Below are 24,097 nucleotides of genomic sequence, written 5' to 3' on the forward strand. Positions count from 1 at the left end.
AGAGCCGAGACCAGCCCAGTTCGACGCTAGGCTGGGGTCGATGAATCCGTTCGATATCGACACCTTCCTGGCGACCGCCGGGCTCATCGGATTGTGCGTCCTCGTCTTCGTCGAAACCGGTCTGCTGATCGGTTTCATCTTTCCCGGCGACTCGGTCCTGTTCACCGCCGGCGTGTTCGCCGCCCAGCCCGACCCGTTCGCTCCGCTGTGGCTGCTCTGCGTCGCCGTTCCGATCGCCGCGATCATCGGCGACCAATGCGGCTACTTCATCGGCCGCTACTTCGGCAAGAGGGTTCTCGAGGGGCGGATGATGCGCACGATCGGCCCGGAGTACGTCGCACGCACCCACGCCTACTTCGACCGTTTCGGTCCGCTGACGGTGTTCTTCGGACGGTTCATCGGCATCGTCCGTACGTTGACGCCGCTCGTGGCCGGCTTCAGCGGGATGTCGTACCGCTTGTTCACCCTGTTCAGCGTGCTGGGCAGCTTCGCCTGGGCGGCTGGGATCATCCTCCTCGGCTACTTCCTCGGGAACGTTCCGTTGATCCGCGACAACATCGAGGTGTTCATCATCGCCTCGGTGGTGACGATCGTCGTCCCGACGTTCATTCACCTGGCCCGACGCTGGCATCAGTCGCGACGCACGGTCGACGCGGAAAGGTCGCATACCGCTGGTTGACGTGCGCCCGACCGACGTGGGGCCGTCGCGGTCAGGTCACCTTCGCTGTCGCCGCCGCGAGCTTCGGCGTGATCTGCTGCAGCGCGAAATACAGCGACCCGGGGGTGCCGGCTCCCATCGCCTGGACGATGGGATCGTCTTCGGGGAGTTCGATGGCGCGGCCGTCGCGGGTCACCGGTAGCGAGTTGATCAGCGGATCGTTCTGCAGTGCGGAGAACGGCAGGCTGATGGTGGTGAACACCGCCACCTGGGAGTCGAGCGCCGACACCTTCTCTACCGGGACGGCCGCGAAGAAGCCTTGCGCCTGAAGGTCTTTGACCGGTGGATACTGGACGTAGCCGAGTTCGGCGAAGGTGTCGAAGCGGGCGTCGCCCGGCAGGTAGGCGCCGTAGGCGCTGCCGAACTTGGCTCCCCAGTTGAATGTCTTGCCGGCGAAGGCGGGGTTGGCCGTCTTGATCTGGTTCTGCAGGTCGGTGGTCTTGGTGATCTGCGCCTGACCTTCGTCGCGCTTGCCGAGGGCGTTGGCGATCAGCGTCGTCTGCACCTTCCAGTTCACTGCGTAGTCGGGTGCGCCCTCGGGTGCGGTGACCACCGGAGCGATTTCTTTGAGGCTGTCGGTGACCTTGGAGTCGGCCTTGGCGCGGACGTTGAGGATCAGGTCGGGATTCAGCTCCTTGATCTGCTGATAGTTGAAGTCGCCGGCGCTGGCTGCGGGAATGAGAGTCGGAGTGTCCGTACCGAATTGGGCCGATGCCCACGATCCGACGCCCTTGGTGTCCGCGCCGAAGGACATCCAGTCGTAGATGGCGATCGGCTTGACGCCCAGCCCCAGCGCGATCTCGCCGTCCGACCATCCCAGTGCGACCACTCGTGGCGAGTCCGGTAGTCCGAGGTCGGGAGTCGACGACGGGTCGGAGTACACCTGATTCTCGGTGGTGTCGGTCTGAATGCACCCGCCCAGCGCGATCACCAGGCCGAGCATCATCCCGATGCCGAGCAGTCGGGTGATCAACGTCGATCTTCTCATCGTGACTCCTTTGTCGATGGCGTGGGTTTCGGAGTGCGCTCGCGAAGCGATGCGGTGTCGCCGGGCACCGCGTCGAAGGACACCGCCCCGGTGCCCAGCGGAATCACCAGCGGCGTATCGGTTTCCGGGTCGTTGATGATCCGCGACCGCACGCCGAAGGTTTCATGCACCATGTCCGCAGTGAGGACGTCCGCGGGTGGTCCCTGGGCGACGATCTCGCCGCTGCGCATGGCGATGATGTGGCTGGCGTACCGTGCGGCCTGGTTGAGATCGTGGAGAACAGCGACAAGCGTTGTGCCACTGCGGTTCATCGTCGTGCAGAGTTCCAGGACCTCGATCTGATGGGCGAGGTCGAGGTAGGTGGTGGGTTCGTCGAGCAGCAGGATAGGGGTTTGCTGGGCGAGCGCCATCGCGATCCACACGCGCTGACGCTGACCGCCCGACAGTGCCTGCACGGTTCGCTGCGATAGATCGGTGAGCCGCGTGACCTGCAACGCGAAATCGACTGCCGCCTGGTCGTCGTCGGTCCACTGCCGGAACATCTTCTGGTAGGGGAAGCGTCCGCGGGAAACCAGGTCGATGATCGAGATGCCGTCGGGCGCAATCGATTGCTGGGGGAGCAGTCCGACCTCGCGGGCGAATTCCTTTCCCTTGTAGGCGACGACGTTGCGTCCGTCGAGCACCACCTCGCCCGCGTTCGGTGCCAGCAGTCGCGACAACGTGCGCAGCAGCGTCGACTTCCCGCACGCATTGGGCCCGACGATGACGGTGAACGAACCGTCGGGCATCACGACGTCCAGATCCGACAAGATGGTGTGCTCGTCGTAGCCGACCTCGAGTCCGGACCCGGTCAGTCTGCCGGTGAGGGCATCGGTCATGGCGTCGCCTTCCGTGACTGGACGAAGAGCAGTCCGAGCAGATAGATCCCGCCGACCGACGTGGTGACGACGCCCACGGGCAGTTGCACATCCGGCGCCAGGATGGTGCGGGCGATGGCATCGCAGCTGACCAGCAGGGCGGCACCGACCGCAGCCGAGGCCACCAGTGGGATACCGGGACTGGGGGAGAGTCGGGCGGCGAGTTGCGGTGCGACCAGCGCGACGAAGGCGATCGGACCGGCGACCGCGGTGATGACCGCGGCGAATCCGACGCCGAGAAGCAGCAGGTAGATCTGCGTGCGGTCGATGTCGACACCTTTGCTGCGTGCCGAGTCTGAGCCGAGTTCGAACATCCGCATCCGCGGTGCGACCACCGTCAGCAGCGGCACCAGGATGATCAGCGAAACGATCAGCGGGATGGTGTCTTTCATCGTCAGGTCGCGCAGATTGCCCATGCCCCACGCTGCCGCCGAGGCGGCGTTCTGCACGTTCGCCACCGAGATCAGGTAGCCGTTGAACGCGACGAGCATGGCGTTGATGCCGATGCCGACCACCACGAACCGGTATCCGCTTGTCCCGCCGCGCATGCCGAGGAACCACACGGCGAACGCGGTTGCCAGCGCGCCGATCATCGCGCCGATGGTGGCGGCGCTGACACCGAGATGCAGTTGCAGCATGGCAATCAATGCGCCGGTGTTGGCGCCGGTGGTGAAGCCGATGATGTCGGGGCTGCCCAGCGGATTTCGGGTGATGGTCTGAAAGATGGCGCCCGACAACGCGAGTGCCGCACCACCGAGCAGCGCCACGACGACGGCGGGTAGCGCCGCCGCCACGAGATCCGCCGAGCGTCCCGACACCTGACCGGCGAGGACCTGCAGTGTTTCGACGAACCCGACGCGTGGGCTCGACGTCGTGCTCACACCCAGCGACCACACGCCGACCGCGAGCGCCAGCACGACGACGACCACCGAGATCGCCAGCGCGGCCAGATCCACCTTGAGGCTGATGCCGCCGAACCGTACGAACCTGATCCGGCGTGGCCAGCGTGCGGTGTCCGACGCGGCGCTGTGTTCGGGTTCGCGGGTGAGGGTCATAGTTCCGACACCCGCTTGCGCCGGACCAGTGCGATGAGTACGGGCGCACCGATGAATGCGGTCACCATCCCGACAGGCAGTTCGCTCGGAGTGAGCACGCGCGCCAGCAGATCCGAGCCGACCATCACGATGGGTCCGACGACCACACTCACCGGCAGCAGCCACTTGTTGTCCGGGCCAAACAGGATGCGCACGGCCTGCGGCACCATCAGCCCGACGAAGGTGATCGGCCCGACCGCGGCGGTGGCCGCGCCGCACGGGACAGTGACGATGACGAATCCGGCCAGCCGGACCCGTCCGACCGGGATGCCGAGCGCGAGCGCCCGGTCGTCGCCGAGGGCCAGCCCGTTCAGGTAGGGGATCAGGAACATGGCGGCCAGCACGCCGACGCAGATCGGGATCCATACGATGTCGACCTGAGACCAGTTGCGTCCGTCGAGTGTGCCGACCTGCCAGGAGCGGACCGCGTCGAAGGACTTCGGGTTGATCATGGTGAGTCCGAAGCCGATGCCGCTGAAGATCGACCCAGCCGCGACACCGGTGAGCACCAGTTTCTCCGGGCTCGCGCCGCTGACGCCGCGCGACCCGACGAAGTAGACGAGCGTTGCGGCCAGAAAGGCGCCGATCATCGCGCATACGACGTATCCGCTGGTGGAGTAGATGCCGAAGGCGACCGTGCCGACGATCATGGCGAAGTACGCGCCGGAGTTGACGCCCAGGATGCCTGGATCGGCGAGCGGATTGCGGGTCAGGCCCTGCATGATCGCGCCGGCCGGACCGAGCGCTGCGCCGACGAGTGCCGCGAGGATGGTCCGAGGTACCCGGTTGTTGCGAATGACCTCGAGGGTCGTCGGGTCGCCGGTGTTCCACAGCGCGTTCCAGGCGTCGGCGATGGTGTAATCGCCCGACCCCACGAAGAACCCGACGAGCACCAGAACCGCCAGCAGTGCGACGAGAATCAGCAGAATGCCGAAGCGCGACATGGTCTTCCACCACGGCGGCGTGGGATCCGCGGACTCAGAGGGTGTGGCGGACTCCGCCGTGCCGACGGTCAAAGGCGCCTCCGCACTGCTCGCTCGCATGGTCAGGTGCCCTCGCCAGTGTAGGTTAGGCACACCTGTCAGTGCGTCACTTTCGTCACATCAGTACGCGGCACCAACGGGATCAGAGCACGCTGCGACGCCTACACGGTGCTCGGGACCTGCGTGAACGCTCCTCGGTACTGGGCTGCGGGATGCCGGTCGTTGAGTCGGTCGCCACCGAACAGTTTCGCGCGTGTTGTCCCCGGCGCGTATTCGGTCTGCGCCAGACCACGCTGCTGCAGCACGGGAGTCACATGGTCGATGAAGTCGGTGTAGCTGCCGGGAATGGTCGCGTTGACGACGTTGATGCCGTCGACTCCGGCATCGCGCCACCGTTGCAGTTCGTCGGCGATCTGTTCGGGTGTGCCGACGACGCGTGAATTGCGGCCCTGCAGCCTGCCGAGATCTTCGATCGTCGCCTCACGTCCGTCGACGGATTCCCGCACCCAGTCGATGACGCTGCGGATGCCCTCGGTCTCGATGGCGCCGAGCGGGGTGTCGAGGGGGTGGCTGCCGAAGTCGATGCCGATGGCGCCGGACAGGTGGGCGATCATCGCGTCGAGGTCGATGTTGTCCTCGAGCTCGGCCTCCTTGCGGCGCGCCTCCTCCTCGGTGCTGCCGATGACGAAATGCAGGCCCTGGAAGAGCGTGAGGTCGTGCGGATCACGACCATAGGATGGTAACCGGCCGCGCGTGTCGTCGACCAGGATCTTGGCGGCCCCCGGACTCGGGGAGATGATGAACTGTGCTTCGGCATTGCGTGCCGCGAATTCGCGACCGGCGGTGGACGATCCGGCCTGGAAGAGGACCGGCGTCCGTTGCGGGGACGGCGCGACGAGGTGTGGTCCCTCCACGCGGTAGCGCTTGCCCTCGTGAAAGATCTTGTGCACCTTGTCCGGATCGCCGTGACGGCCCTGCTGCTTGTCCTGCAGAAGGGCGTCGTCGTCCCACGACCCCTCCCACAGTTTGTAGACCACATCCGCGTACTCGTTGGCCCACACGTAGCGTTCGTCGTGCTCTTCGAGGTCGTCGTACCCGAAGTTGCGCGACGCGTTCGACAGTCCGTTCGTGACGATGTTCCAGGCGATCCGGCCGTTCGACGCGTGATCGAGCGTGGAGATCTTGCGCGCGAAGTTGAACGGATGTTCTTGTAGGACAGAACTCGTGATGGCGATGCCGAGATCGGTGGTGTTGTAGGCGATGGCCGACGCGATCACCGACGGGTCGTTGCTGGGGATCTGCAGGCCGGCCTCGACGTACTTGCGATAGCCGCCGTCGTAGTCGCCGTACAGTCCGACGACGTCGGCGAAGAAGATGAAGTCGAACTTGCCGCGCTCGAGTTCCTTGGCCAGCCCGACCCAGTGCTCGAGTGAGTTGAAGTCGGTTTGCCGGGCGTCCGGGGTGCGCCAAAGGCCCTGCAGAATATGGGAAGTCGTGTTCATCACGAACGCGGAGAAGCGCAGTGGCTTGGTCATGGTTGTCTCCTGACGTGGTGTTACTTGACGATGAGTTTGCGCTGCGAGGCCATGGTGAACACGGCCGCGACAACGATGACGAGACCCTTGATGATGGTCTGGGTGTAGTCGGCGGCGCCGATCTGGTTGAGGCCGTTGGACAGTACGGTCAGGATGAGTACGCCGAGGACGGTGCGTCCGACGCTCCCGACACCGCCCGACAGCGCGGTGCCGCCGATGACGATGGCGGCCACCGAGTCCAGGAGGATCGTCGAACCGAGAGTCGGACCCGCCGCACCGAGCTGCGCGGTCAACAGGAGCCCGGCGAGTCCGGCGGTGATCCCGGAGATCACCAGCACGAACACCTTGACCCGTCGGGTGGACACGCCGGCGAGTTCGACGACGCGTTCGTTGCCGCCGACGGCGTAGGTGTAGAGACCGACCCGGGTGCGGCGCGAGATGAACCACACGATGCCCAGCACCACGAGTGCGATCAGGGCGGCGTTCTGCAGATTCGGGATCAATTGTCCGACAGCGAGATTGCGGATAGCGGTGTCGGTGAAGTTGATCGTGGAGCCTTCGAGGATGGTCAGTGCGATGCCGGCGAACAGCGAGAGGGTGCCCAGCGTCGCGATGAACGACGGCACCCGGCCGAACGCGAACACCACTCCGTTCAGCAGACCGATCACGGCGCCGACACCGACCGAGATGGCAATGGCGAGAGCGGGATTGCTGACACCCTCCCGGATCAGGTAGGCGATGACGGTGCCGGTGAGCAACGCGATGGAACCCACCGAGAGATCGATGCTGCCGGCGATCACCACCAGGGTGGCGCCGAGTGATGCGAGGAGCAGGATGCCGGCCTGACCGCTGATCAGCGCGAAGTTGGCCGGGCTCCAGAAGGCCTCCTCCCGCAGCGAGAAGTAGGCGATCAACGCGATGAGGGCGACCAACGGCAACACGTCACGGGCGACATTCGGCCTACGTAGGAGTGCGACGAGGTCGTCGCGAGATGGGACGGTCAGTTGGGGCAGCGACGAGGTGCGCTGGGCTTCGGTGGTCACGTGTCATCCGTTCGCGGTCGTGAGGTTGTGGGTGGTGAGTTCGGGGGAGGTCGGCGTGCCGGGGATCATCAGGGCGACAAGGTCATGCTCGGCCGGTTTGGCGTCGGCGGGTGCGTCGACGACGGTGACGAGCCGGCCGTTGGTGACGACGCCGATCCGATGCGACAGGCCGATCAGTTCGGGGAGGTCGTCGGAGACGAGGACGATCGCGGTGCCGTCGGACGCGGCCGCGCGGAGGAGGTCGTAGATGCCTTCGCGGGCGCCGGTGTCGACGCCCTGGGTGGGGGCGTCGAGCACGAGAATGTCGGGGCGTCGCAGTAACCATTTGGCCAGCAACACTTTCTGGGCGTTGCCGCCGGACAGCGACGACACCGATGCGTCGATGCTCTCGGTGACGATGCCGAGGCTGTCGACGTACTCGTGGGCGACCTTGCGTGCCCGGCCGACGGCCCACAGCCCGACCCGCCGGGTCGCGAAAGTATCGTGCAGAGAAGCGAGTTGGAGGTTGTCGACGATGGATGCGCCGGTGATGAGTCCCTTGTCGGCGCGATCCGGCGGCACGTAGGCGATGCCGGCTGCGACGTGCTGTGCGACGCCGCCGTCGATCGTCACGCCATCGACGGTCACGGTGCCCGACGCCCGGGGAACGGCGCCCGCGATGATTTCGCCGAGCACCCGCTTCCCCGATCCCTCGGTGCCTGCCAGACCGAAGATCTCGCCCGGCCGAACCTCGAAGGTGGCCTCGCGCAGGACGTCCGCACCTGCCACACCGTCGACCACGAGCCGCGGTGGCTTGCCGACGTCGATGACCTTTTGTGCGCCCTCGCGATAGTAGTTCTCCGTCCGCACCCGGCCCACCATGAGTCGGTGTAGTTCGGTTTCGTCGGCGCCCGCGGTGGGACGGTCGGCAATCGACTGTCCGTCCTTGAACACGGTGATGCGATCGGTGGTGTCGAGGATCTCGGGGAGCCGATGCGAGACGAATACCACGGCGGCCTCGCCGCGCAGTTGCTCGAGCAGACGGAGGAAATTGTCCTCGTGCTCGTGGTCGAGCGCGGTCGTCGGCTCGTCGAAAAGGACCACCGGACGCTCGATCTCGAGCTTGCGTGCCAGCGCGATCACGCGCGCGATGTCGAGGCTCTGCTTCTGGCCGGGTGACAGTTGCCCGGTGGGTGTGCGTGCGTCGAGCCCGTCGATGTCGGCGGCGGTGAGAGCGTCGTCGGTCGCCCGGATCAGTGCCTTGCGATTCAGGAGTCCACGGCTACGGAAGAGCTTCTCCCAGCCGAAGAAGGTGTTCTCGTAGACGGTGAGCTTGTCGATCAGGTTGGCGTCCTGGAAGACTCGGAAGATGCCGAGCCGGTTGGCTTCCTGGTAGGTCTTGGGAGCGATCTCCTCACCGTCGAGACGGATGCTGCCCGAGTCATAGGGCAGGACACCGGACACGATGTTGAGGATGGTGCTCTTCCCGGCGCCGTTCTCGCCGATCAGTCCGACGACCTCACCGTCGCCGACGGCCAGGTTGACACCCTTGAGCGCGCGGTTGGCGCCGAAGGACTTGACGATGCCACGCACCTCGAGTCGTGGTGTGGTGGTGCTCATGCCGTCCTTCCGTACGGTGACGGTCCGAGGACCGGATAGCGGTAGTGGTCGCGGTACAGCGCACGGATGCGGTCGTAGTCGCCGTTGCGCTGGGCCTGCAGGTAGGGCTCGGGATAGGTGAAGCCCTCGGGTTTGTCGATGCCGGGCCACACCTTGTCGAGGTTCTCGATCGGGTAGGCGTCGAACTGCAGGTCGAAGTCGTTCGGATGTTCGGTGCGCGACAACAGTTTCACGTCGAAGGACTGGCCGATCGGCTGGTCGACGTAGCGTGCCTTGAACTTCTCCACGTTGTCGCGGGTGATGATCTCGGCGTGCCATCCGTACATGCGCTCTGCCGGTTCGGGCCGCCAGCCGCGCAGCCGATCGTGGAACTGCGCGATCGTCACGAACGACGGATACGCGGGCACATTGCCGGTGGTGACGAGCTGACGGCCGTTGAGGACGCGTTCGATACCTGCGGTGGACCCGTTGGCGCCCACCACGAACACATCCTTGCCGGGTACCTTGCCGGCTGCTTCGATTCCCGCGACCACACCGGTCGCTGCATCGTCGTTGACTGCCACGATGCCGACGGTGTCGGGGTAGCGGGTCAGCAGCGAGGTGGTGGCCCGCTGGGACAGGTCCGCGTCGTACTTGGCGTGCAGCTCACCGGCGAACCGGATCTTCGGGTACTTCGCGAGGGTGTGGTGCACGGCGAGGCGACGCTGTGCCTCGAGTCCGTCGATGGACGGGTAGAAGCCGCCGACCCGCACCACGGTGCCCTCTTCGCCGATCCGCTTGGCGAGCACGTCGACCGCCTTGCCGACCGAGTCGTACTCGTCGGGGATCAGAAACGAGTTGTAGTTGGGGCCGTATTGGTCACTCTCCCAAGGCGTGTACCACGACGGTGCGTTCCAGGCAGCCTGGAACAGCACCCCGCTGCGGTTGGCGTCCTGCGCCAGCGTCGGCAACGCCCCGGCGTCGTTGAGCCCGACGAAGATCGCCGTGGTCTTCTGGGTGAGCAGCTGATTGAACTGATTGGACTGCACGGCCGCGTCGCTCTTGCCGTCGAGCACCACCGGCTTGTACCCGAGCTGCTTGGCCGCTGCCTTGTAGGCGTTGGCCCACTGCACCTGGTAGTCGCCGGTCGACGACCAGTTCAACAGTGCGAACTGGCCGTCGGTGTACGCGACTGCACCTGAATGGCTTTCGCTGCGCCCGACCGCCGCGAGCGCCCCACCCGCCGCGAGTGCCGCGGTGCTGCCCGCCAGAAGTTTGATGAACTGCCGTCGCCCAAGGCCATAGGTGTCGAGTCGCTCGAGCACCGAGTCGATGGCACGCCGGTTGTCAGGATCGCGTTCGTCGATATCATTGGACATATCGTGTTGTCTGCCTTGTCATGTGAAGTGACTTGAATCCGCTGCCTGAGGTGCGAGGAGCGCTGGCGGCGAGCCTCGAATGCTTGGTGACGTCACGTCACCAAGCCCCCATCCGCTGCCTGAGGTGTGAGGAGCGCAAGCGACGAGCCTCGAAGGCCTGGCGACGTCACTCACCGTGCCCTTCGAGGCTCTCGGCTAGCGCCTCGAGCACCTCAGGGAGCGGGTGTAGGCGGCGAGCCCGCGTCCACCACTGGAATCGAACTCAGAAGTACCCGTTCGCCGGCAGATCCTGCCCGAGGAGCACATGCGCGCCCACGGCCTGCGCCTTCAGTCGAGCGGGGTTGTGCAGCGTGATGGTCCGGATGTTCCGCCAATGCCGGTCGAGGTCCTTGCTGCGGCTCGACGCCGACGCCCCGCCCGCTTCGAACAGCAGAGTCGCTGCGCGCGTGCCGATCTCGTCGAGCACCACCTTCGCCTTCGACGCCGCCAGCGCCGCAGCTTGTGCCAACTTCGGATCCTGAACGCCATCGACGGCGGAATCAGCTGCCGCATCGAGGGATTCGGCCGCGATCAGTACGGTGCTCTCGGTGACGAAGGCCAGCGCGGCGAGTTCTCCGACCACCTGTTGCAGCGACGGGTCTTCCACCGGGATCGGCGAGGTGGCGTGTGCAAAGTTGCGTGTGCGTCCTTCGACGAGTGCTTTGGCGTCAGCGACGACGGTCCGCAGGATGCCCGCGATCACCGCATGCAGGTACAACTGGACGAATGCTCCCTGGGTGGACGGCGCTTGGGTCTCGTCGAGCGGCACTTCGCGGAGGATGTCCTCGGGGTACACGGCGACGTTCGTGAATCGTGTTGTACCCGAGCCGGTTCGACGCTGTCCGAAGCCGTCCCAATCGTCGAGGATCTCGACACCGTCGCGATCGGTAGGGATGACGACGGAGGTGAGAGTGGTGCCCTTGACCGTCCACACGCTCACGTAGTCGGAGAATAGCGTCCCGGTGGTGTAGAACTTCTCGCCGTTGAGGACAAAGCGTTCGGTGCCGTCGACCGGAGCCAGCGTGGTGGTGAACTGGAAGTCGCCGGCCGCCTTGCTGCCACGCTCGCTGGTGGCATTGCCGAACACCTTGCCGTCGGCGATCAGGTCGAGGAAGCGTCCTGCGTTCTCCGACTGCGAGGCCAGGAACTCCTCGGTGAGCCAGAAGTGGGTGCGGTAGATGTGGGCGACGGTCGGGTCGGCGGCCGCGAGATCGATGATGGCGGAGAACAGTTCACGGAGGGAGTAGCCTGCACCGCCGCGCTCGACGGGCAGCCGGAGCTTGCCATAGCCGGCCGCAGCGATGTCGCGGACTTGATCGAAAGGGTTGACATTGTCGAGTTCACGAGCGATTGCGCCCTCGGCAACGCGGTCGAGTACTTCTGGGAACGCGGCGATGTCGAGTTGCGACGCCTGAACCTGGGTCATCTGTGGTCTCCTCTGTAGCTGTTCGGTGCGCGCGAACAATTCAGCGGCACTGGTCTGCGAGGAAACTACGGTCCCAGTATCGGGTGCGGAAGGAATCGGTGCACGCCGCGCAAAAGGACTCTCCGCCGACACTCTGTGTGCAGTCGGAGAACCTGTGTGCTGCAGCACCGGGTTCTCCGATTCGACACAGAGTGCCCGAACGGCGGCCAGGTTAGGGAGTGAACCCGCCGGAGAATTCGTCGGCCATCGTGGCCGCGAGCTCGACGAACGCGCGTCGGGATTGCTTGCCCATCAGTTCCAGGTCGACGTCGGCTCCTTCGGCAAGGTGGTCATCGAACGGAATCTGATGTACTGCACGGCATCTGGTCAGAAAGTGCTGGGCGAGCTGGTCGGTGTCGATGGTCGACGCGCCTGGCCGTGAGGAGCTGAGCACAACAACAGCACGTGAGACGAGGTGCCCGTGGCCATGGGCCTCGAGCCAGTCGAGCGTCGCACCCGCGCTGCGCGCGCCGTCGAGAGCGGGGGAGCTGACGAGGATGAGGGCATTGGCCAGTTCGAGAACCCCGCTCATGGCCGAATGGCTCAGACCGGTGCCGCAATCGGTGAGGATGATGTTGTAGAAGCGCTGCAGAATGGTGATGACCCCGCGGTACTCGTCCTGGTTGAATGCCTCGGCCATGGCCGGATCACGCTCGGAGGCAAGAACTTCCAGTCGGCTCGGCGCCTGCGAGGTGTGCGCGCGGACGTCGGAGTAGCGGTAGACGTTGTCGTCGGCGAGGAGATCTCGCACCGTCGACGAGGTCTGTTGTGGGACGCGCTGTGCGAGGGTGCCCAGGTCGGGGTTGGCGTCGACGGCGATGACCCGGTCACCGCGCAGTGACGCGAACGTCGATCCGAGTCCGACGGTGGTGGTGGTCTTGCCGACCCCGCCCTTGAGCGACAACACGGCGATGCGATAGTCGCCGCGGATGGGACGGCGCACGCGCGCGAGGAGCTGCTGGTACTCGATATCACCCTGGGACTGACCGGGATTGATGGCACCCGCCGACAGAGTGTGGACGGCGCGGCGCCAACCCCGACTCGGCGGTCGCTGCGCACGACGCAGGATCCGCACGTCGTCCAGCGAGGCGGGGGCCTGCTGGGCGTGTGGCGGACCCGCGGCCTGCGGAGGTGGTCCGTATCCCGAGGGAGGCCCGTAGCCTGGCGGCGGGTACCCCTGGGGAGGCCCATACCCGTGAGGGATTGCCGGAGGTCCCGGGTGCACCACAGCGTTCGGCGGCGGTACGGCCTGTGGTTGCGGACCGGGCCGGACGTCGACATGCGACGGGTGGTCAGCGGTGTCGTCGGCCTCGGGAATCCAACTCGGCCATGGCTGATCGGGTTGATCGTCGTGCATTGTCATCCTGTGTGGTTGTCAGCCGACCCACGGCTGTTGCGCCGTCGGCGGTGGAGCCATGTTGACCGAGAAGGAATCGGCCACCGTCGCAGCGAGTTCGAGGAATGCGGTACGGGTGCGTCGATGCAACTGGTCGAGCTCGACGTAGGAGCCGGTGGCCAGATGATCGTCGTAGGGAATGATCTGCACCGCCCGGGTGCGGCCGCGGAAATGGTCGGCCAGCAGATCGAGATCGATCGGCGCCCCGCCGGGCTTGGACGCCGAGATCACCACGATCGCCTGACTCACCAGTCGCTGGTAACCGTGAGCGTTGAGCCAATCCAGTGTCGCCGAGGCGCTTTGGGCGCCATCGACCGCGGGCGAGGTCACCAGGACGATGGCATTGGCGGTGCTGAGCACACCTTGCATGGCCGAGTGCATGAGGCCGGTGCCGCAGTCGGTCATGATGATGTTGTAGAAGTTCTCCAGCACCCCGAGCACCTTGCGGTACTCCTCGGCGCTAAACGCCTCCGACACCGCCGGATCACGCTCGGAGGCAAGGACTTCGAGCCGACTCGACGCTTGGCTGGTATGCCGTCGGATGTCGGTGTAGCGGTGGATGTTGGGGTCGTGCAGTACCGAGCGCACCGTCGACGCGGTTTGCTGCGGAACACGGCTGGCCAATGTTCCGAGGTCGGGATTGGCGTCCACCGCGATCACCCGGTCGCCGCGCAACGACGCGAAGGCTGAACCGAGCCCGATGGTGGTCGTGGTCTTGCCCACGCCGCCCTTGAGAGACAGGACCGCCAGGCGGAAATCACCCTGAATCGGTTGTCGCACACGGGCAACCATCTCGTTCAGTTGCTGCTGCGACTTCGAGTCGCCGAGATTGATGAGTCCACCCGACGCGGCGTGCAGCGCTTGGCGCCACCCCCGACTCGGGGCCGGCGCGGAGTGTCGCACCAGACGGTGGGGGTCGAGCCCGGGAGGTGGGGCGAGGTTCTGCGGTCCGGCCGGATGCGGGTAGCCGGGCGGAACCTGATGCGCGGGTGCACCTTGCCATGGTGGAGGTGCCGGCATCGGCGGAGCAGGTGGATAACTCGGAACCTGCTGGGGTGGGGCGGTCGGATGACTCGGCGGTGCCGGCACGAATGCGGCGAATCGATCGGTGTCCGGCGCCTTAGCCTCGGTGGGCTCGGGCGCGGGAGTTTCGGGGCTGGGGGAGACCTCGCGGGCCGGGGATTCGGGTGAATCCGCTGCCGGGGCATCGTCCACCGGCTCGGCGGGCATCCAGCCGCGGCTCGGTGTTGCCGACGGGAGCACCGCGGCTGAGATCGGGGTCAACGGAACCGACGCTGCAGCGTCGGCAGCCCGGTAGTGCTCGGCCGGCGCCTCGGCGGCAGTGGCCTTCGGCTCGTCGTCATCGGCATCCACACGCAGCCACGGTGGGGGCTGCGAGCCCGGCGAACCCTCGGTGTGCGTCATGTGCTGATCACTCTCCCCTACACGGTGCGAACGTAGGCGACCGTATCCTCAGCCCCTGATAGTAGGGTGCCCCTCGTGACCGATCGTAACGACGCCCGGACTGTGCTGCAGGCGCACAAGCTCCGCTCGGAGCTCGCCTCGACGGCCCTGATCCATGGAACGGGGCAACCCCGCGGCCGCTCGATCCCGATCAAACTGCTGGTCATCTCGCTGATCCTGGCGGCCGTCATCGTTGTCGGGATCGTGGTCACCGGCTACATGATCGACCTCATTCAAGCGCGTACGCGGTCCCGCTGACACGAACCTTTCCCGCTCCCTGAGATGTGAGCGAAGCGAGCCTTACCGCTCCCCGAGGTGCGAGCGAAGCGAGCCTCGAAGGGCGTGGCGAGATGACATTGTTGTCTCACCAGGGGCTTCGAGGCTCGTCGCTTGCGCTCCTCTCACCTCAGCCATCGGAGGGGTGGGGCTCCTCAGCCCGGCGGCTTGCGCTCTCTTCGAGGCTCGCAGGCTCGCACCTCAGCCATCGGGAGGGAGGTGAGTCACGGCCAGACGAGGTTGTAGACGCCCTGCGCGAAGAACACGACCGGGATGAAGGCGATCGCCAGCGGGAGGTCCAGCGCGTCGAGGATGCGACGCACTCGTGCGCCGCTGACCTCGGGCAACGCCGGCAGGGCGCCGGCGCCGAAGCACAGCGCCACCAGAGCCGCAGCGCCCGCTCCGAGGGCTGCGGCGGGCCCGACGGCCAGCCCCGACCACCCCGCAACACCGACGGCGAGGAACGCGGTCGCCGCCGCGGCCGCGAGGATCATGGGCCCGACGTGGCGGGTGTGGGTGAAGTTGCGGCTCCGCAGCAGCCAGATGACCACCAGGAACGCGGCCGCCAAACCCTGCTGCCAGACGCCGGTCAGCGCGATGGTCGCGACGATCGGGACCACCAGCGCCGATGCCGTCCACACCATCACGTCGGCGGCCGCCCGACCCCGCGACATGGCGTCGGTGATGGCGCTGCGGGCGGCGAGTTCCATCTGTTCGCTCAGGCGGATCTGGGCCAGCAGACCCGACGACGACAGCGCAACCGCCGGCGCGAACAGGATGATCACCACCGGCACCGCCGACCCCCACACAGTGACCGCGGTCGGGTTCGCGCCGAGGTAGAACAGCACGCCGGCGACACCGAAGACGATGGCGCACACGGCATTCGCCACCGCAATGGACACCGACCGCACGACGACGGCGGCAGCCACCGCCGCCAGGGCCGTCCCGGCGGCGCCTGCGAAGGCCACCGACTCGGCGAGACCCCACGAATCTGCGGCACGCCAGGCCGCGGCGGCGGCGAGCGGCACCGCCGCCCACAGCACGTGGCCCAGCGCGGACCGGCGAGCAAGCGCACCCACGATCGCGGCGAACACGGCCAGACCCGACAGCGCGCCCACCGCGGCGGCCGTGTCGTCGACCGCCACCACCGATCCGCCACCGACGATCAGGATCACCGCGACCGCCGACGCGATCCACGAGCGGGCGGTCTCCGGTGCCCACCGCTGGTATCCGGCGGCCACCTGACGTCGGAGTTCGTCGATCACGTCGTCGACGAACGGGGGTGCCATCGCCTCGGCCGACCGCGTCAGATGCAGCTGCGCGCCGTCGGTCAGTGAGTGGTCGGACAGGGTGTCCTCGAGATCGAGCACGCCGTGGCGCACCGACGACAGCGTCCAGCTCGCGGCCGGTGCAGCACTGGCGGGACCCAACAGCTCCACGACGTCATCGATATACTCGGCGATCGGGCGATGGGCCGGCAGGCTCACGTCGAGCTGGTTGTCGTCGGCGACGACGGTCAGCCGAACAAAGTTCGAAGCCATGGCGTCCATGATGGCAGACGGGATCGAGCGGCCTGACTCACGTGGTCGGCGGTGGACGCGGGACGGATCTGAGGGGGAAGTAGCCGGTGGGGACGAAGTTGGTGCATCGGCCTGCGCGGCTGCGCGCCGATCCGCTGCCCGCCGACCCCCTGAAACTCCCGCGCGTACCCGTCATCGACGCCGCCTCCGGGCAGGGCGCGATGGCGATGCGCGCGATCCTGCCGCTGATGGCGGGTGTGGGCATGCTGGCGATGATGATGTCGTCGGGCAACCCGATCCGCATGATCGCCGGCGGGGTGATCGTGGTCGGCGCGATCATCGGCGGCATCGTGATGTTCATCCACGCCAAGACCGGCGGCCGGAAGAAGGCCGAGCAGCAGCGCGGCGTCTTTGTCTCCTTTGTGAACGACACCCGACGCCGCCTCGACGACGAGATCGCCGAGCAACGACGCGTCGCGCATCGCCGGCATCCGGCGCCCGCGGATCTGCTCGCGGTGATCCGCGACCCCTCCCGGCTGTGGGAACGCCGACCCTCCGACCCCGACTTCCTGACGGTGCGCGTCGGCAACGGGGTCGGACCATTGGCGCGAGAGGTGGAGGTGGACAAGGACTCCGACCCGCTCAAGGCGCCCGAACCGATCGCCCAGGCACATCTGGACCGGCTGCTGGCGGCGACCGAACGCATCGACGACCTGCCGATCGGCGTCCCGCTGGCCGGCATCGTGTCGATCGTCGGACCGCGGGACCGCACGAGCGAAGCAGTCCGGGCGCTGCTGACGCAGGTAGCGGTGTTCCACGCGCCCGACGATGTCCGCGTGCACGTCGCGCTGCCCGCCGGTGGCCGGGTCAACGCCTACGGGTGGGCGCTGTGGCTGCCGCACGTCCTGGACCCGGAGCGTTTCGATGGCCCGATCGGTCGTCGGATGACCTCGACCGACGCCGAGGACGCCGCCCCGCTACTCGATGAAGTCGCCCGTCGCAGAGACGAACTCGGCGATCGAAGCAAGCGTTTCTCCGGTCAGGAACTCGACACCCACCACCTGATCGTCGTCATCGACGCGACCGACGCCCACGGCCGCGACCTGCTCGCGAGGCTGATCGGCGACGATCTGCGCGAACTCAAGGTGGTGCTCGTCGTCCTCAACGAGGACCGCACGCTGGAACCCGGGCACGTCGATGCCCGCGTCACCATCGCCGACGACCGGGCGGTCGACGTCGAGGTCATCGTGGAGGCGCAGCGGCGTCCCGGCGAGGAACGCGCCCCCGACTTCGAACGCACCCGCAGACTCGTCCGCGGTGCCTCACGCGGCAGCGCCGACGCCGTCTCACCCACGGTCGCCGCGACCATCGCACGCCGCCTCGCACCCATCCGCCTCGTCGATGACGCCGCGCCCGACGCCCCGCTCGAAACCACCATCACCCTCGACCGGCTGCTCGGGATCGCCGACTTCGGCACCTACGACATCGACCAGTTGTGGGCGCCGAAGTCGTTGGACGCCTTCCTGAATGTGCCGTTCGGGGTGAGCGGCAGTGGCAGCCCGGTGCATCTGAATCTGAAGGAATCCGCCCAGGAGGGCATGGGTCCGCACGGTCTGTGCATCGGCGCGACCGGATCGGGCAAGTCGGAGGTGCTGCGCACCATGGTGCTCGCGCAGGCGGTCTGCCATTCCCCCGACCGTCTGGCCCTGGTGCTGGTCGACTACAAGGGCGGTGCCGCGTTCGCCGGCCTCGATCGGCTCCCGCACACCACGGCGATGGTCGACAACCTCTCCGACGACTCCGGTCTCGTCGACCGACTGCACGACGCGTTGCTCGGCGAGATGCAACGACGCCAGCAGGTGCTCCAGGCAGCGGGTTCACTGCCCAACGTCACCGAGTACAACCGCAGGCGCGAGGCCGGGCAGGATCTGGAGCCGCTGCCCAATCTGCTGGTCGTCATCGACGAGTTCGGTGAGATCCTCACGGCCAAACCCGATTTCATCGACCTGTTCGTGCAGATCGGGCGGATCGGCCGGTCGATCGGTGTGCATCTGCTCCTCGCGACGCAGCGGCTCGAGGAGAGCAAACTGCGCGGCCTCGAGTCGCATCTGTCGTATCGGATTGGGCTGCGGACGTTTTCGGCTCAGGAGTCGCGCACCGTGATCGGCACCGCCGACGCCCACGAGCTGCCACCGATCCCGGGCTCGGGGATTCTCAAGGTCGACCCGGACATCTTCGTGCGGTTCAAGGCGGCCTACGTGTCCGGGCGGTACGTGCCCGCCGAGGACGCCGAGGACACCACGCTGCCGCCGGTGCCGATGCCGTTTCATCTGATCAACGACACGTCTGACTGGCTGGCCGAACGGCAACACGAGTACGCCGAATCGCGTCGCGGTGAGAAAGCCGTTGTCGCCCAGGACGACCCGTTCAGTGCGTCGACCTTGGAGATGGTCGCCGACCGTCTCGGCGACCATGCCGCCAAGGTCCGGCAGATCTGGCTGCCGCCGCTGCCGCAGTCGCTGCGGTTCGACGAGGTCGTCGGCGAGGTGGCCGCCACGCGGGCGCGCGGGCTCACCGCCGCCGACCGTCCGACACTGCACTTCCCGCTCGGCATCAAGGATCAGCCGCTCAAACAGTGGCAGGGGCCGCTGACGGTGGATCTGTCGGGTTCCGGTGGCCACCTGGTCTTCCTGGGGTCACCGCAGTCGGGCAAGACCACCGCGTTGCGTTCGCTGGTGGTCGGGGCCGCGCTCACCCACACCCCGGCCGAGGTCGCCTTCTACCTGATCGACATGACCGGCAGCGGACTCCGACCGCTGGCCGGATTGCCGCATGTCGGCGACGTCGCGACCCGCTTCGAGGTGGACAAGATCCGACGCACCGTCGCCGAGATGGCCGCGATGCTCGCCGAGCGTGAACGGATCTTCGCCGACCACCAGATCGAGACCGCCGAGCAGATGCGGGACATGCACCGCGCCGGCGGGCTGCCCGAACTCCGTTGCGCCGACGTGTTTCTCGTCATCGACTCGTGGTGGACATTCCGCGAGGAGTTCGACGAACTCGCCCGCACCGTGCAGGAGATCATCTCCCGCGGCCTGGGCTACGGCGTGCACCTGATCGCGACGACCGGCCGCTGGACCGACTTCCGCATCCAGATCCAGGGCATGATCGGCACCCGCGTCGAATTCCGCCTGAACGATCCGCTGGACTCCACCATCGGACGCCGCTTGGTCGAGTCGATCCGCGCCGACAATCCCGGCCGCTGCCTCACCCAGGACAGCCTGCTCGGGCAGGTGGCGTTGCCCGCCTACGGTGCCGGAATCGGCGAGATGGATGCCACCATCGCCGCGATCGCCGACGCCTGGCAGGGGACGTCGGCACCGGCGGTCCGCATGCTGCCGGAGTCCGTCGAACTGGCGCAACTGCGCCGCGACCACCCCGATACCCGGCACATCGCGATCGGCCTGGCCGAATCGAACCTCAAACCCGTGCGCCTCAACCTGTTCGGCGACGACCAGCATCTTCTCGTCTTCGGCGACTCCGGCTCGGGCAAGACGGCGCTGGTCCGCACCATCGTCGACGAACTGTGCCCGCATTTCCGCGAGGGCGAACTGGTCTTCGCGGTCCTCGACCTCAAACGGCAGCTGCTCGACGTGGTGCCCAAGGAGTTCCTCGGCGGCTACGGTGGAACCGCGAATATCGCTGCGGCGCTGGTCTCCTCGATCGTGAAGGAGCTGCAGCGCCGGATGCCGCCCGACGACGTGACGCCGCGTCAGCTGCGCGAGCGGTCGTGGTGGACCGGCCCGGAGGTCGTCATCGTCGCCGACGACTACGATCTGATGGAGGGGTCGAACAGTCCGCTGAAGCCGCTGGTGCCGTTCCTGCCGCAGGCACGCGACCTGGGCGTGCACCTGGTGATCCTGCGTCGCGCGGCGGGTGCTTCGCGGGCCGCCTACGAGACCGTCCTGCAAGCGGTCAAAGAGGCCGGGGCCACGGGCCTGCTGCTCTCCGGTGATAGACAGGAAGGCCAGATCTGGCCGAAGGTGTGGATGTCGCATCAGCCGCCCGGCCGCGGTGACCTGGTCCGCCGTGGGCGGCCGGCGCAGCGGCTGCAGCTGGCGTACACCCCGCCGGCGCCCGACGACGGTGGCGAACTTGAGCGAACCGAACTCGACCACATCGCAGAGGAGCGGACATGACCGAGACCGTCGGCGACGACGCACAGACCCGCCGCCCGGGAATCGAGTGGCATCCCGACGCAGCGCGTCCGCCGTTCGAATGGCATGTGCGGCTGCCCACGGACTGGGCCGTGGTGGAAACCCATCCGGCGCGGTGGAAGCGGCAGAACGAGCGCATCGTCGACGATTACTTCGCCGGACGGCGGGTGCGGTCCAAGGATCGCAAGGACCTGCTGCGGGCGATGGAAGACGTGGTCGCGCTGGCCCAGCGCAAGAAGGTGTTGCTCACGCTGCTGAAGCCCGGGGTGGACGACGAGGGCCGGATCGCCAACGTCGTCCTCAACATCACCTTCGACTCGAGCACCGGCCGGCTGGCCTCGATGGCGCCGATCCGGCGTGCGTTCGGCGATGGTGACACCTTCGAGGAACGCACCACACCCAGCGGGAACGCCTATGGGATCACCACGATTCGACGCAGCCAGCAGGACGGATTGGGCCTGCGCGAGGTGGTCTCCGTGCAGGGCTTCTATCCGATGCCGGGGACCACGTGGACCCTGGTGGTCGCGGTGACGACCCCGCAGATCCACCTCGCGGACTCGTTGCGGGACATGGTCATCCGATGCATCGGCAGTGTCCGCACCGACGCGACCGAGACCGGGTCGGCACCCGACACTGACGCCGTCACACTCGACGACGACACGCCGATCGTCGAAGCGGACACACCCACGTCCGACGACGCGGTCGACCTCGTGGGCTACGAGTTCGAGCCGTGACCGTCGTGGCGACACCGCCGCCGCAGTGTTAGCCTCGGCAGAGAGCATCGTTGCAGGGGTCGCACACGAGTTGTAGCAGGGGAGGTTACCGATGGCCTACATCCAGGTACCGAAACAGACGATGATCGACCTTGGTGACAGTCTCGTCAGGATCAAGAGTCGGCTCGAGTCCGAGAAGAAGGACGGCACCCTCGTCCACGGCCTCGACGACCGGCACGGTGATCCGCGGATTGTCGACGCCGAGAACGGCTTCCAGGGTGCGTGGACGACGAGCATCGAGAAGCTTCTCGAGGGGATCGGCGGTCTGGGCGAGGTATCGCAGGCGATCGGCACCGGTGCACAGACGATCGACCGCGAAGTCGCCAGTGCGGCCGGGAAGATCGCCGCGAACGTCTCGGGATTCAACTTTCACATCTGACACGCAACTGGAGGGGGCTCGCGATGTCCGGCGATCTGTTCGGCTGGGACGAGGAAGCAGCCGCATCCGCGGCAACGCGGGTGGCCTCTGCGGGTGCCGCCCTGCAGGCCGACATCGTCGCGCTCAACGGCAGAATCCAGCACAAGGCGGGCTGGGTGGGTCCCGAACACGAACTGTTCGAAGACGTCTACGACGCCTGGCAGAAGGCCGCGACCGTCGTCGAGGACATCCTGGAGGTCACCTCCAAGCTGGTCGGCGGCGCCAACACCGCCGTCGGCAGCTACCGGGACGGGATCCGCGAAGCCCTCAACGGCTGATCGGCGACGAATATCGCTGTCACGCTGGGCTTGTGATCGCGCGCAGCGCCACCTCCGACAGTGCGATGACACTCTCGCTCGACGCGGTCAGCGCCGTGCGCGCCGAGCCACCCGACGATCCGACATCCATCGGCGGCGTCGGTGTCACGGCGCAGTGCGCACATGCCGTGCGGACGTCATCGTGGCCGCCCACCGCGACCACGGTCACCGCGTGGCGGGCCGCGAGCGTCGCCAGCACCGATTTGCCCTCGTGTAGCCATTCGTGGCCGATGTCGGTCGAATCACCGACGAGCACAACGTGACTCGCCAGCTCGCAGGCGACGTTGATGGTGCCGCGCGGCACACCCTGTGGCACGTCGAGCACCAGCGTCGGAAAACGGCGACGCAGCTTCCACACGGCATCCCGGAAGACGTTCGGGGGGAACGCACCCGGGCCATCGAGCCAGCACGACGCCAGCGGGACCTCAGCGGCCATGTCGACGTAGTTCTCTACGCTGCGCCGACGCAGAGTGGCATCGTGCGACGCGGCCAGCCCGACGAGATCGCCTGCGCCCGAAGACTTCAGCAGCCGACGCAGCGGCTGTGCGGTGCCGTCGGTGTCCACGGCGCACACCGGATGAGGCAGCACCGACTCCAGCAACACGGCCAACGCCGCGGCAAACGGCGAGGTCGCGGTGCGCTGGTCGAGCGGGATCACCACCACAACCGCGGGCGTTGCCTGCTCCGGCTGGAAGGTGCGCTCCAGGCGGGCGAGGGCGGCAAGCGAGCGTTGCGAGCCCAGTTTCCGATGCTGCACGACTGCGATGGTATCGACCGACCGACACGGGGCGCTCGACGGTTGCGCCCGGCGGTCGAGTGTGGATAGCCTGGCATGGATCAAGTTTGCCGGTGTGAACGTCTTTCTGCCGTTGTGCTTGTTGTCTGCCAGCATGTTTGGCGGTGGGGAATGTCTTCGGGGAGGTTTCAGCTTTGTCGGGTAATGGTTTTTTCGAGGTTGATCACACGGTGGTGAAGTCTCATGCGGGGTCGTTGCAGGATGCTCTGGGGAAGTTCACGTCGAACTCTTCGGAGTTTGATGCGGCGATGACCGAGCTGTTGGGCAAGATCAAGGGTGGTGCGAAGACGGAGTTGGCGAATTTGCAGCATCAGTGGTCCTCGGCTGCCGGGCAGGTGAATAAGGCGTTGGAGCAGTTGGGTGTTCGGACCGAGGATGTGGCCTCGACGTATGTGTCGGCTCAGGATGAGCAGGCCACGAATGTGCGTTCGGCGGGTGGCCGGATGGATTTTCATACTGCTGAGTCGACGAATATCTGAAACGGGGGTTGGTCTGATGTCTGAGGGTGGCGAGTACTCGTATGATCCGGGCGCGGCGCAGGCTGCCGAGGAGCGGGTGGGTTCGGCGGCGTCGAATCTGCAGGGCGCGGTGGATGAGTTGCGGGATCATATTCAGCGGTTGGCTGGTGCTTGGCAGGGTGGCGAGCATGATGATTTTTCGGGTGTGCAGGGCACGGTGATGAATGGGTTTGATTCGATCACCCAGATTTTGTCGCAGATTCAGGAGGCGGTGGGGGAGAACACCGAGAATGTGTCGGCGATGCAGAATCGGATTCGGCAGACCATTCATCAGGGCTGATCTGGTGGGTCGGCGGTAGCGAAATTCGGTTGTTGTTGTGGTGTGGCACCGCGTGAAGATGAGGGTCTTTGCGCGGTGCCGTTGTTGTTTTCCTGTCTGTTGTCGTGTCTGTTTTCGGGGAGGTTTAGGTTATGCCTGCTGCGCGGTTGCCGGAGTTGGAGACGTTTTTGTCGCCGGGGCACAAGTCGTTGTGGTTGTCGGGTGAGCCGGAGACGGTGACTGCGGGTGGGCGGGAGTATCTGGATTTCGCGGAGGATTGTTTCAGTGCGGAGCGTCTGCTGCGGGGGTTGGAAGGGCAGACGTCGGAGTATCTGGGTCCGGAGGCTGATCAGTTCCGGGAGAAGTTGGATGATTCGTTGCCGGATTGGTTGTCGAAGACGGGT

22 protein-coding genes are annotated in these 24,097 nt (G+C 66.5%); 9 read left to right on the forward strand and 13 right to left on the reverse strand.

Annotated features, from left to right (window positions below; translation table 11 throughout):
* The first annotated feature begins 40 nt into the window (after window positions 1-40).
* Window positions 41-679, forward strand: coding sequence for a DedA family protein (locus tag ACWDTF_RS21515; RefSeq protein ID WP_355278712.1), 639 nt, complete (start codon window positions 41-43; stop codon window positions 677-679).
* 31 nt (window positions 680-710) lie between these two features.
* Here the strand turns inward: ACWDTF_RS21515 and ACWDTF_RS21520 are convergent, their stop codons facing one another.
* The 11 genes from ACWDTF_RS21520 to ACWDTF_RS21570 all read right to left on the reverse strand — a co-directional run bounded on the left by ACWDTF_RS21520 (window position 711) and on the right by ACWDTF_RS21570 (window position 14,560).
* Window positions 711-1,706 carry an ABC transporter substrate-binding protein gene (locus tag ACWDTF_RS21520; protein WP_355278714.1) on the reverse strand — a complete coding sequence of 332 codons (996 nt, stop codon included), beginning with the start codon at window positions 1,704-1,706 and terminating at the stop codon, window positions 711-713.
* Entirely contained in the window at window positions 1,703-2,584 is an 882-nt protein-coding gene (locus ACWDTF_RS21525) for an ATP-binding cassette domain-containing protein (RefSeq protein ID WP_433256066.1), read from the reverse strand. Before ACWDTF_RS21525 ends, ACWDTF_RS21520 begins: the two co-directional genes overlap by 4 nt.
* Window positions 2,581-3,678, reverse strand: coding sequence for an iron chelate uptake ABC transporter family permease subunit (locus ACWDTF_RS21530; RefSeq protein WP_433256064.1), 1,098 nt, complete (start codon window positions 3,676-3,678; stop codon window positions 2,581-2,583). Before ACWDTF_RS21530 ends, ACWDTF_RS21525 begins: the two co-directional genes overlap by 4 nt.
* On the reverse strand, window positions 3,675-4,661 hold the full coding sequence (locus ACWDTF_RS21535; protein ID WP_449755043.1) for a FecCD family ABC transporter permease: 987 nt from the start codon (window positions 4,659-4,661) through the stop codon (window positions 3,675-3,677). Before ACWDTF_RS21535 ends, ACWDTF_RS21530 begins: the two co-directional genes overlap by 4 nt.
* Window positions 4,662-4,861: 200 nt before the next feature.
* Window positions 4,862-6,235 (reverse strand): LLM class flavin-dependent oxidoreductase, encoded by a 1,374-nt coding sequence (locus ACWDTF_RS21540; protein ID WP_449755044.1) that lies wholly within the window; start codon window positions 6,233-6,235, stop codon window positions 4,862-4,864.
* A 20-nt stretch (window positions 6,236-6,255) separates the two neighbouring features.
* Window positions 6,256-7,278 (reverse strand): ABC transporter permease, encoded by a 1,023-nt coding sequence (locus ACWDTF_RS21545; protein WP_355278725.1) that lies wholly within the window; start codon window positions 7,276-7,278, stop codon window positions 6,256-6,258.
* 3 nt (window positions 7,279-7,281) lie between these two features.
* Complete coding sequence (locus ACWDTF_RS21550) at window positions 7,282-8,877, reverse strand: sugar ABC transporter ATP-binding protein (RefSeq protein WP_449755045.1); 1,596 nt, start codon at window positions 8,875-8,877, stop codon at window positions 7,282-7,284.
* Window positions 8,874-10,235, reverse strand: a complete 1,362-nt coding sequence (locus ACWDTF_RS21555; RefSeq protein WP_449755046.1) for a sugar ABC transporter substrate-binding protein — start codon at window positions 10,233-10,235, stop codon at window positions 8,874-8,876. Before ACWDTF_RS21555 ends, ACWDTF_RS21550 begins: the two co-directional genes overlap by 4 nt.
* A gap of 262 nt (window positions 10,236-10,497) precedes the next feature.
* Window positions 10,498-11,700 carry an acyl-CoA dehydrogenase family protein gene (locus ACWDTF_RS21560; RefSeq protein WP_355278733.1) on the reverse strand — a complete coding sequence of 401 codons (1,203 nt, stop codon included), beginning with the start codon at window positions 11,698-11,700 and terminating at the stop codon, window positions 10,498-10,500.
* Between the two features lie 211 nt (window positions 11,701-11,911).
* Window positions 11,912-13,102, reverse strand: a complete 1,191-nt coding sequence (locus tag ACWDTF_RS21565; protein WP_449755047.1) for a MinD/ParA family ATP-binding protein — start codon at window positions 13,100-13,102, stop codon at window positions 11,912-11,914.
* A gap of 12 nt (window positions 13,103-13,114) precedes the next feature.
* The gene (locus tag ACWDTF_RS21570; RefSeq protein WP_449755048.1) at window positions 13,115-14,560 is read right to left on the reverse strand and encodes an AAA family ATPase; all 1,446 of its coding nucleotides are present in this window, start codon (window positions 14,558-14,560) and stop codon (window positions 13,115-13,117) included.
* A gap of 75 nt (window positions 14,561-14,635) precedes the next feature.
* On the opposite strand from ACWDTF_RS21570, the gene ACWDTF_RS21575 reads away from it, so the two are divergent.
* The gene (locus tag ACWDTF_RS21575; protein WP_355278741.1) at window positions 14,636-14,857 is read left to right on the forward strand and encodes a hypothetical protein; all 222 of its coding nucleotides are present in this window, start codon (window positions 14,636-14,638) and stop codon (window positions 14,855-14,857) included.
* Window positions 14,858-15,099: 242 nt separating this feature from the next.
* Here the strand turns inward: ACWDTF_RS21575 and ACWDTF_RS21580 are convergent, their stop codons facing one another.
* A complete protein-coding gene (locus tag ACWDTF_RS21580; protein ID WP_449755049.1) occupies window positions 15,100-16,416 on the reverse strand; it encodes an EsaB/YukD family protein in 1,317 nt (438 codons plus the stop codon).
* Between the two features lie 86 nt (window positions 16,417-16,502).
* On the opposite strand from ACWDTF_RS21580, the gene eccCa reads away from it, so the two are divergent.
* From eccCa to ACWDTF_RS21600, 4 genes are all read left to right on the forward strand, one after another.
* Complete coding sequence (gene eccCa / locus ACWDTF_RS21585) at window positions 16,503-20,594, forward strand: type VII secretion protein EccCa (protein WP_449755050.1); 4,092 nt, start codon at window positions 16,503-16,505, stop codon at window positions 20,592-20,594.
* The gene (locus tag ACWDTF_RS21590) at window positions 20,591-21,346 is read left to right on the forward strand and encodes a hypothetical protein (protein ID WP_449755051.1); all 756 of its coding nucleotides are present in this window, start codon (window positions 20,591-20,593) and stop codon (window positions 21,344-21,346) included. The genes eccCa and ACWDTF_RS21590 overlap by 4 nt, the downstream gene beginning before the upstream one ends.
* Before the next feature lie 91 nt (window positions 21,347-21,437).
* A complete protein-coding gene (locus ACWDTF_RS21595) occupies window positions 21,438-21,764 on the forward strand; it encodes a hypothetical protein (RefSeq protein WP_355279938.1) in 327 nt (108 codons plus the stop codon).
* A 23-nt stretch (window positions 21,765-21,787) separates the two neighbouring features.
* Complete coding sequence (locus tag ACWDTF_RS21600; protein ID WP_355279940.1) at window positions 21,788-22,081, forward strand: hypothetical protein; 294 nt, start codon at window positions 21,788-21,790, stop codon at window positions 22,079-22,081.
* A 19-nt stretch (window positions 22,082-22,100) separates the two neighbouring features.
* On the opposite strand, the gene ACWDTF_RS21605 is transcribed toward ACWDTF_RS21600, so the two are convergent.
* Entirely contained in the window at window positions 22,101-22,877 is a 777-nt protein-coding gene (locus ACWDTF_RS21605; RefSeq protein WP_449755052.1) for a hypothetical protein, read from the reverse strand.
* A gap of 143 nt (window positions 22,878-23,020) precedes the next feature.
* On the opposite strand from ACWDTF_RS21605, the gene ACWDTF_RS21610 reads away from it, so the two are divergent.
* The 3 genes from ACWDTF_RS21610 to ACWDTF_RS21620 form a co-directional block, all read left to right on the forward strand.
* Window positions 23,021-23,395, forward strand: coding sequence for a WXG100 family type VII secretion target (locus tag ACWDTF_RS21610; RefSeq protein WP_355280086.1), 375 nt, complete (start codon window positions 23,021-23,023; stop codon window positions 23,393-23,395).
* 16 nt (window positions 23,396-23,411) lie between these two features.
* Window positions 23,412-23,714 (forward strand): WXG100 family type VII secretion target, encoded by a 303-nt coding sequence (locus ACWDTF_RS21615; RefSeq protein WP_355280089.1) that lies wholly within the window; start codon window positions 23,412-23,414, stop codon window positions 23,712-23,714.
* A gap of 131 nt (window positions 23,715-23,845) precedes the next feature.
* Window positions 23,846-24,097: hypothetical protein (locus tag ACWDTF_RS21620; RefSeq protein WP_449755053.1), on the forward strand; the 252-nt coding region annotated here is incomplete at its 3' end.

It is taken from the genome of Gordonia sp. NPDC003422, from assembly GCF_053588675.1.

Coding starts and splice junctions, on each gene's coding strand:
- ACWDTF_RS21515 (WP_355278712.1), top strand. CDS start 41: ATGAATCCGTTCGATATCGACACCTTCCTGGCGACCGCCGGGCTCATC.
- ACWDTF_RS21520 (WP_355278714.1), bottom strand. CDS start 1,706: ATGAGAAGATCGACGTTGATCACCCGACTGCTCGGCATCGGGATGATG.
- ACWDTF_RS21525 (WP_433256066.1), bottom strand. CDS start 2,584: ATGACCGATGCCCTCACCGGCAGACTGACCGGGTCCGGACTCGAGGTC.
- ACWDTF_RS21530 (WP_433256064.1), bottom strand. CDS start 3,678: ATGACCCTCACCCGCGAACCCGAACACAGCGCCGCGTCGGACACCGCA.
- ACWDTF_RS21535 (WP_449755043.1), bottom strand. CDS start 4,661: ATGTCGCGCTTCGGCATTCTGCTGATTCTCGTCGCACTGCTGGCGGTT.
- ACWDTF_RS21540 (WP_449755044.1), bottom strand. CDS start 6,235: ATGACCAAGCCACTGCGCTTCTCCGCGTTCGTGATGAACACGACTTCC.
- ACWDTF_RS21550 (WP_449755045.1), bottom strand. CDS start 8,877: ATGAGCACCACCACACCACGACTCGAGGTGCGTGGCATCGTCAAGTCC.
- ACWDTF_RS21555 (WP_449755046.1), bottom strand. CDS start 10,235: ATGTCCAATGATATCGACGAACGCGATCCTGACAACCGGCGTGCCATC.
- ACWDTF_RS21560 (WP_355278733.1), bottom strand. CDS start 11,700: ATGACCCAGGTTCAGGCGTCGCAACTCGACATCGCCGCGTTCCCAGAA.
- ACWDTF_RS21565 (WP_449755047.1), bottom strand. CDS start 13,102: ATGACAATGCACGACGATCAACCCGATCAGCCATGGCCGAGTTGGATT.
- ACWDTF_RS21570 (WP_449755048.1), bottom strand. CDS start 14,560: ATGACGCACACCGAGGGTTCGCCGGGCTCGCAGCCCCCACCGTGGCTG.
- ACWDTF_RS21580 (WP_449755049.1), bottom strand. CDS start 16,416: ATGGCTTCGAACTTTGTTCGGCTGACCGTCGTCGCCGACGACAACCAG.
- ACWDTF_RS21590 (WP_449755051.1), top strand. CDS start 20,591: ATGACCGAGACCGTCGGCGACGACGCACAGACCCGCCGCCCGGGAATC.
- ACWDTF_RS21595 (WP_355279938.1), top strand. CDS start 21,438: ATGGCCTACATCCAGGTACCGAAACAGACGATGATCGACCTTGGTGAC.
- ACWDTF_RS21600 (WP_355279940.1), top strand. CDS start 21,788: ATGTCCGGCGATCTGTTCGGCTGGGACGAGGAAGCAGCCGCATCCGCG.
- ACWDTF_RS21615 (WP_355280089.1), top strand. CDS start 23,412: ATGTCTGAGGGTGGCGAGTACTCGTATGATCCGGGCGCGGCGCAGGCT.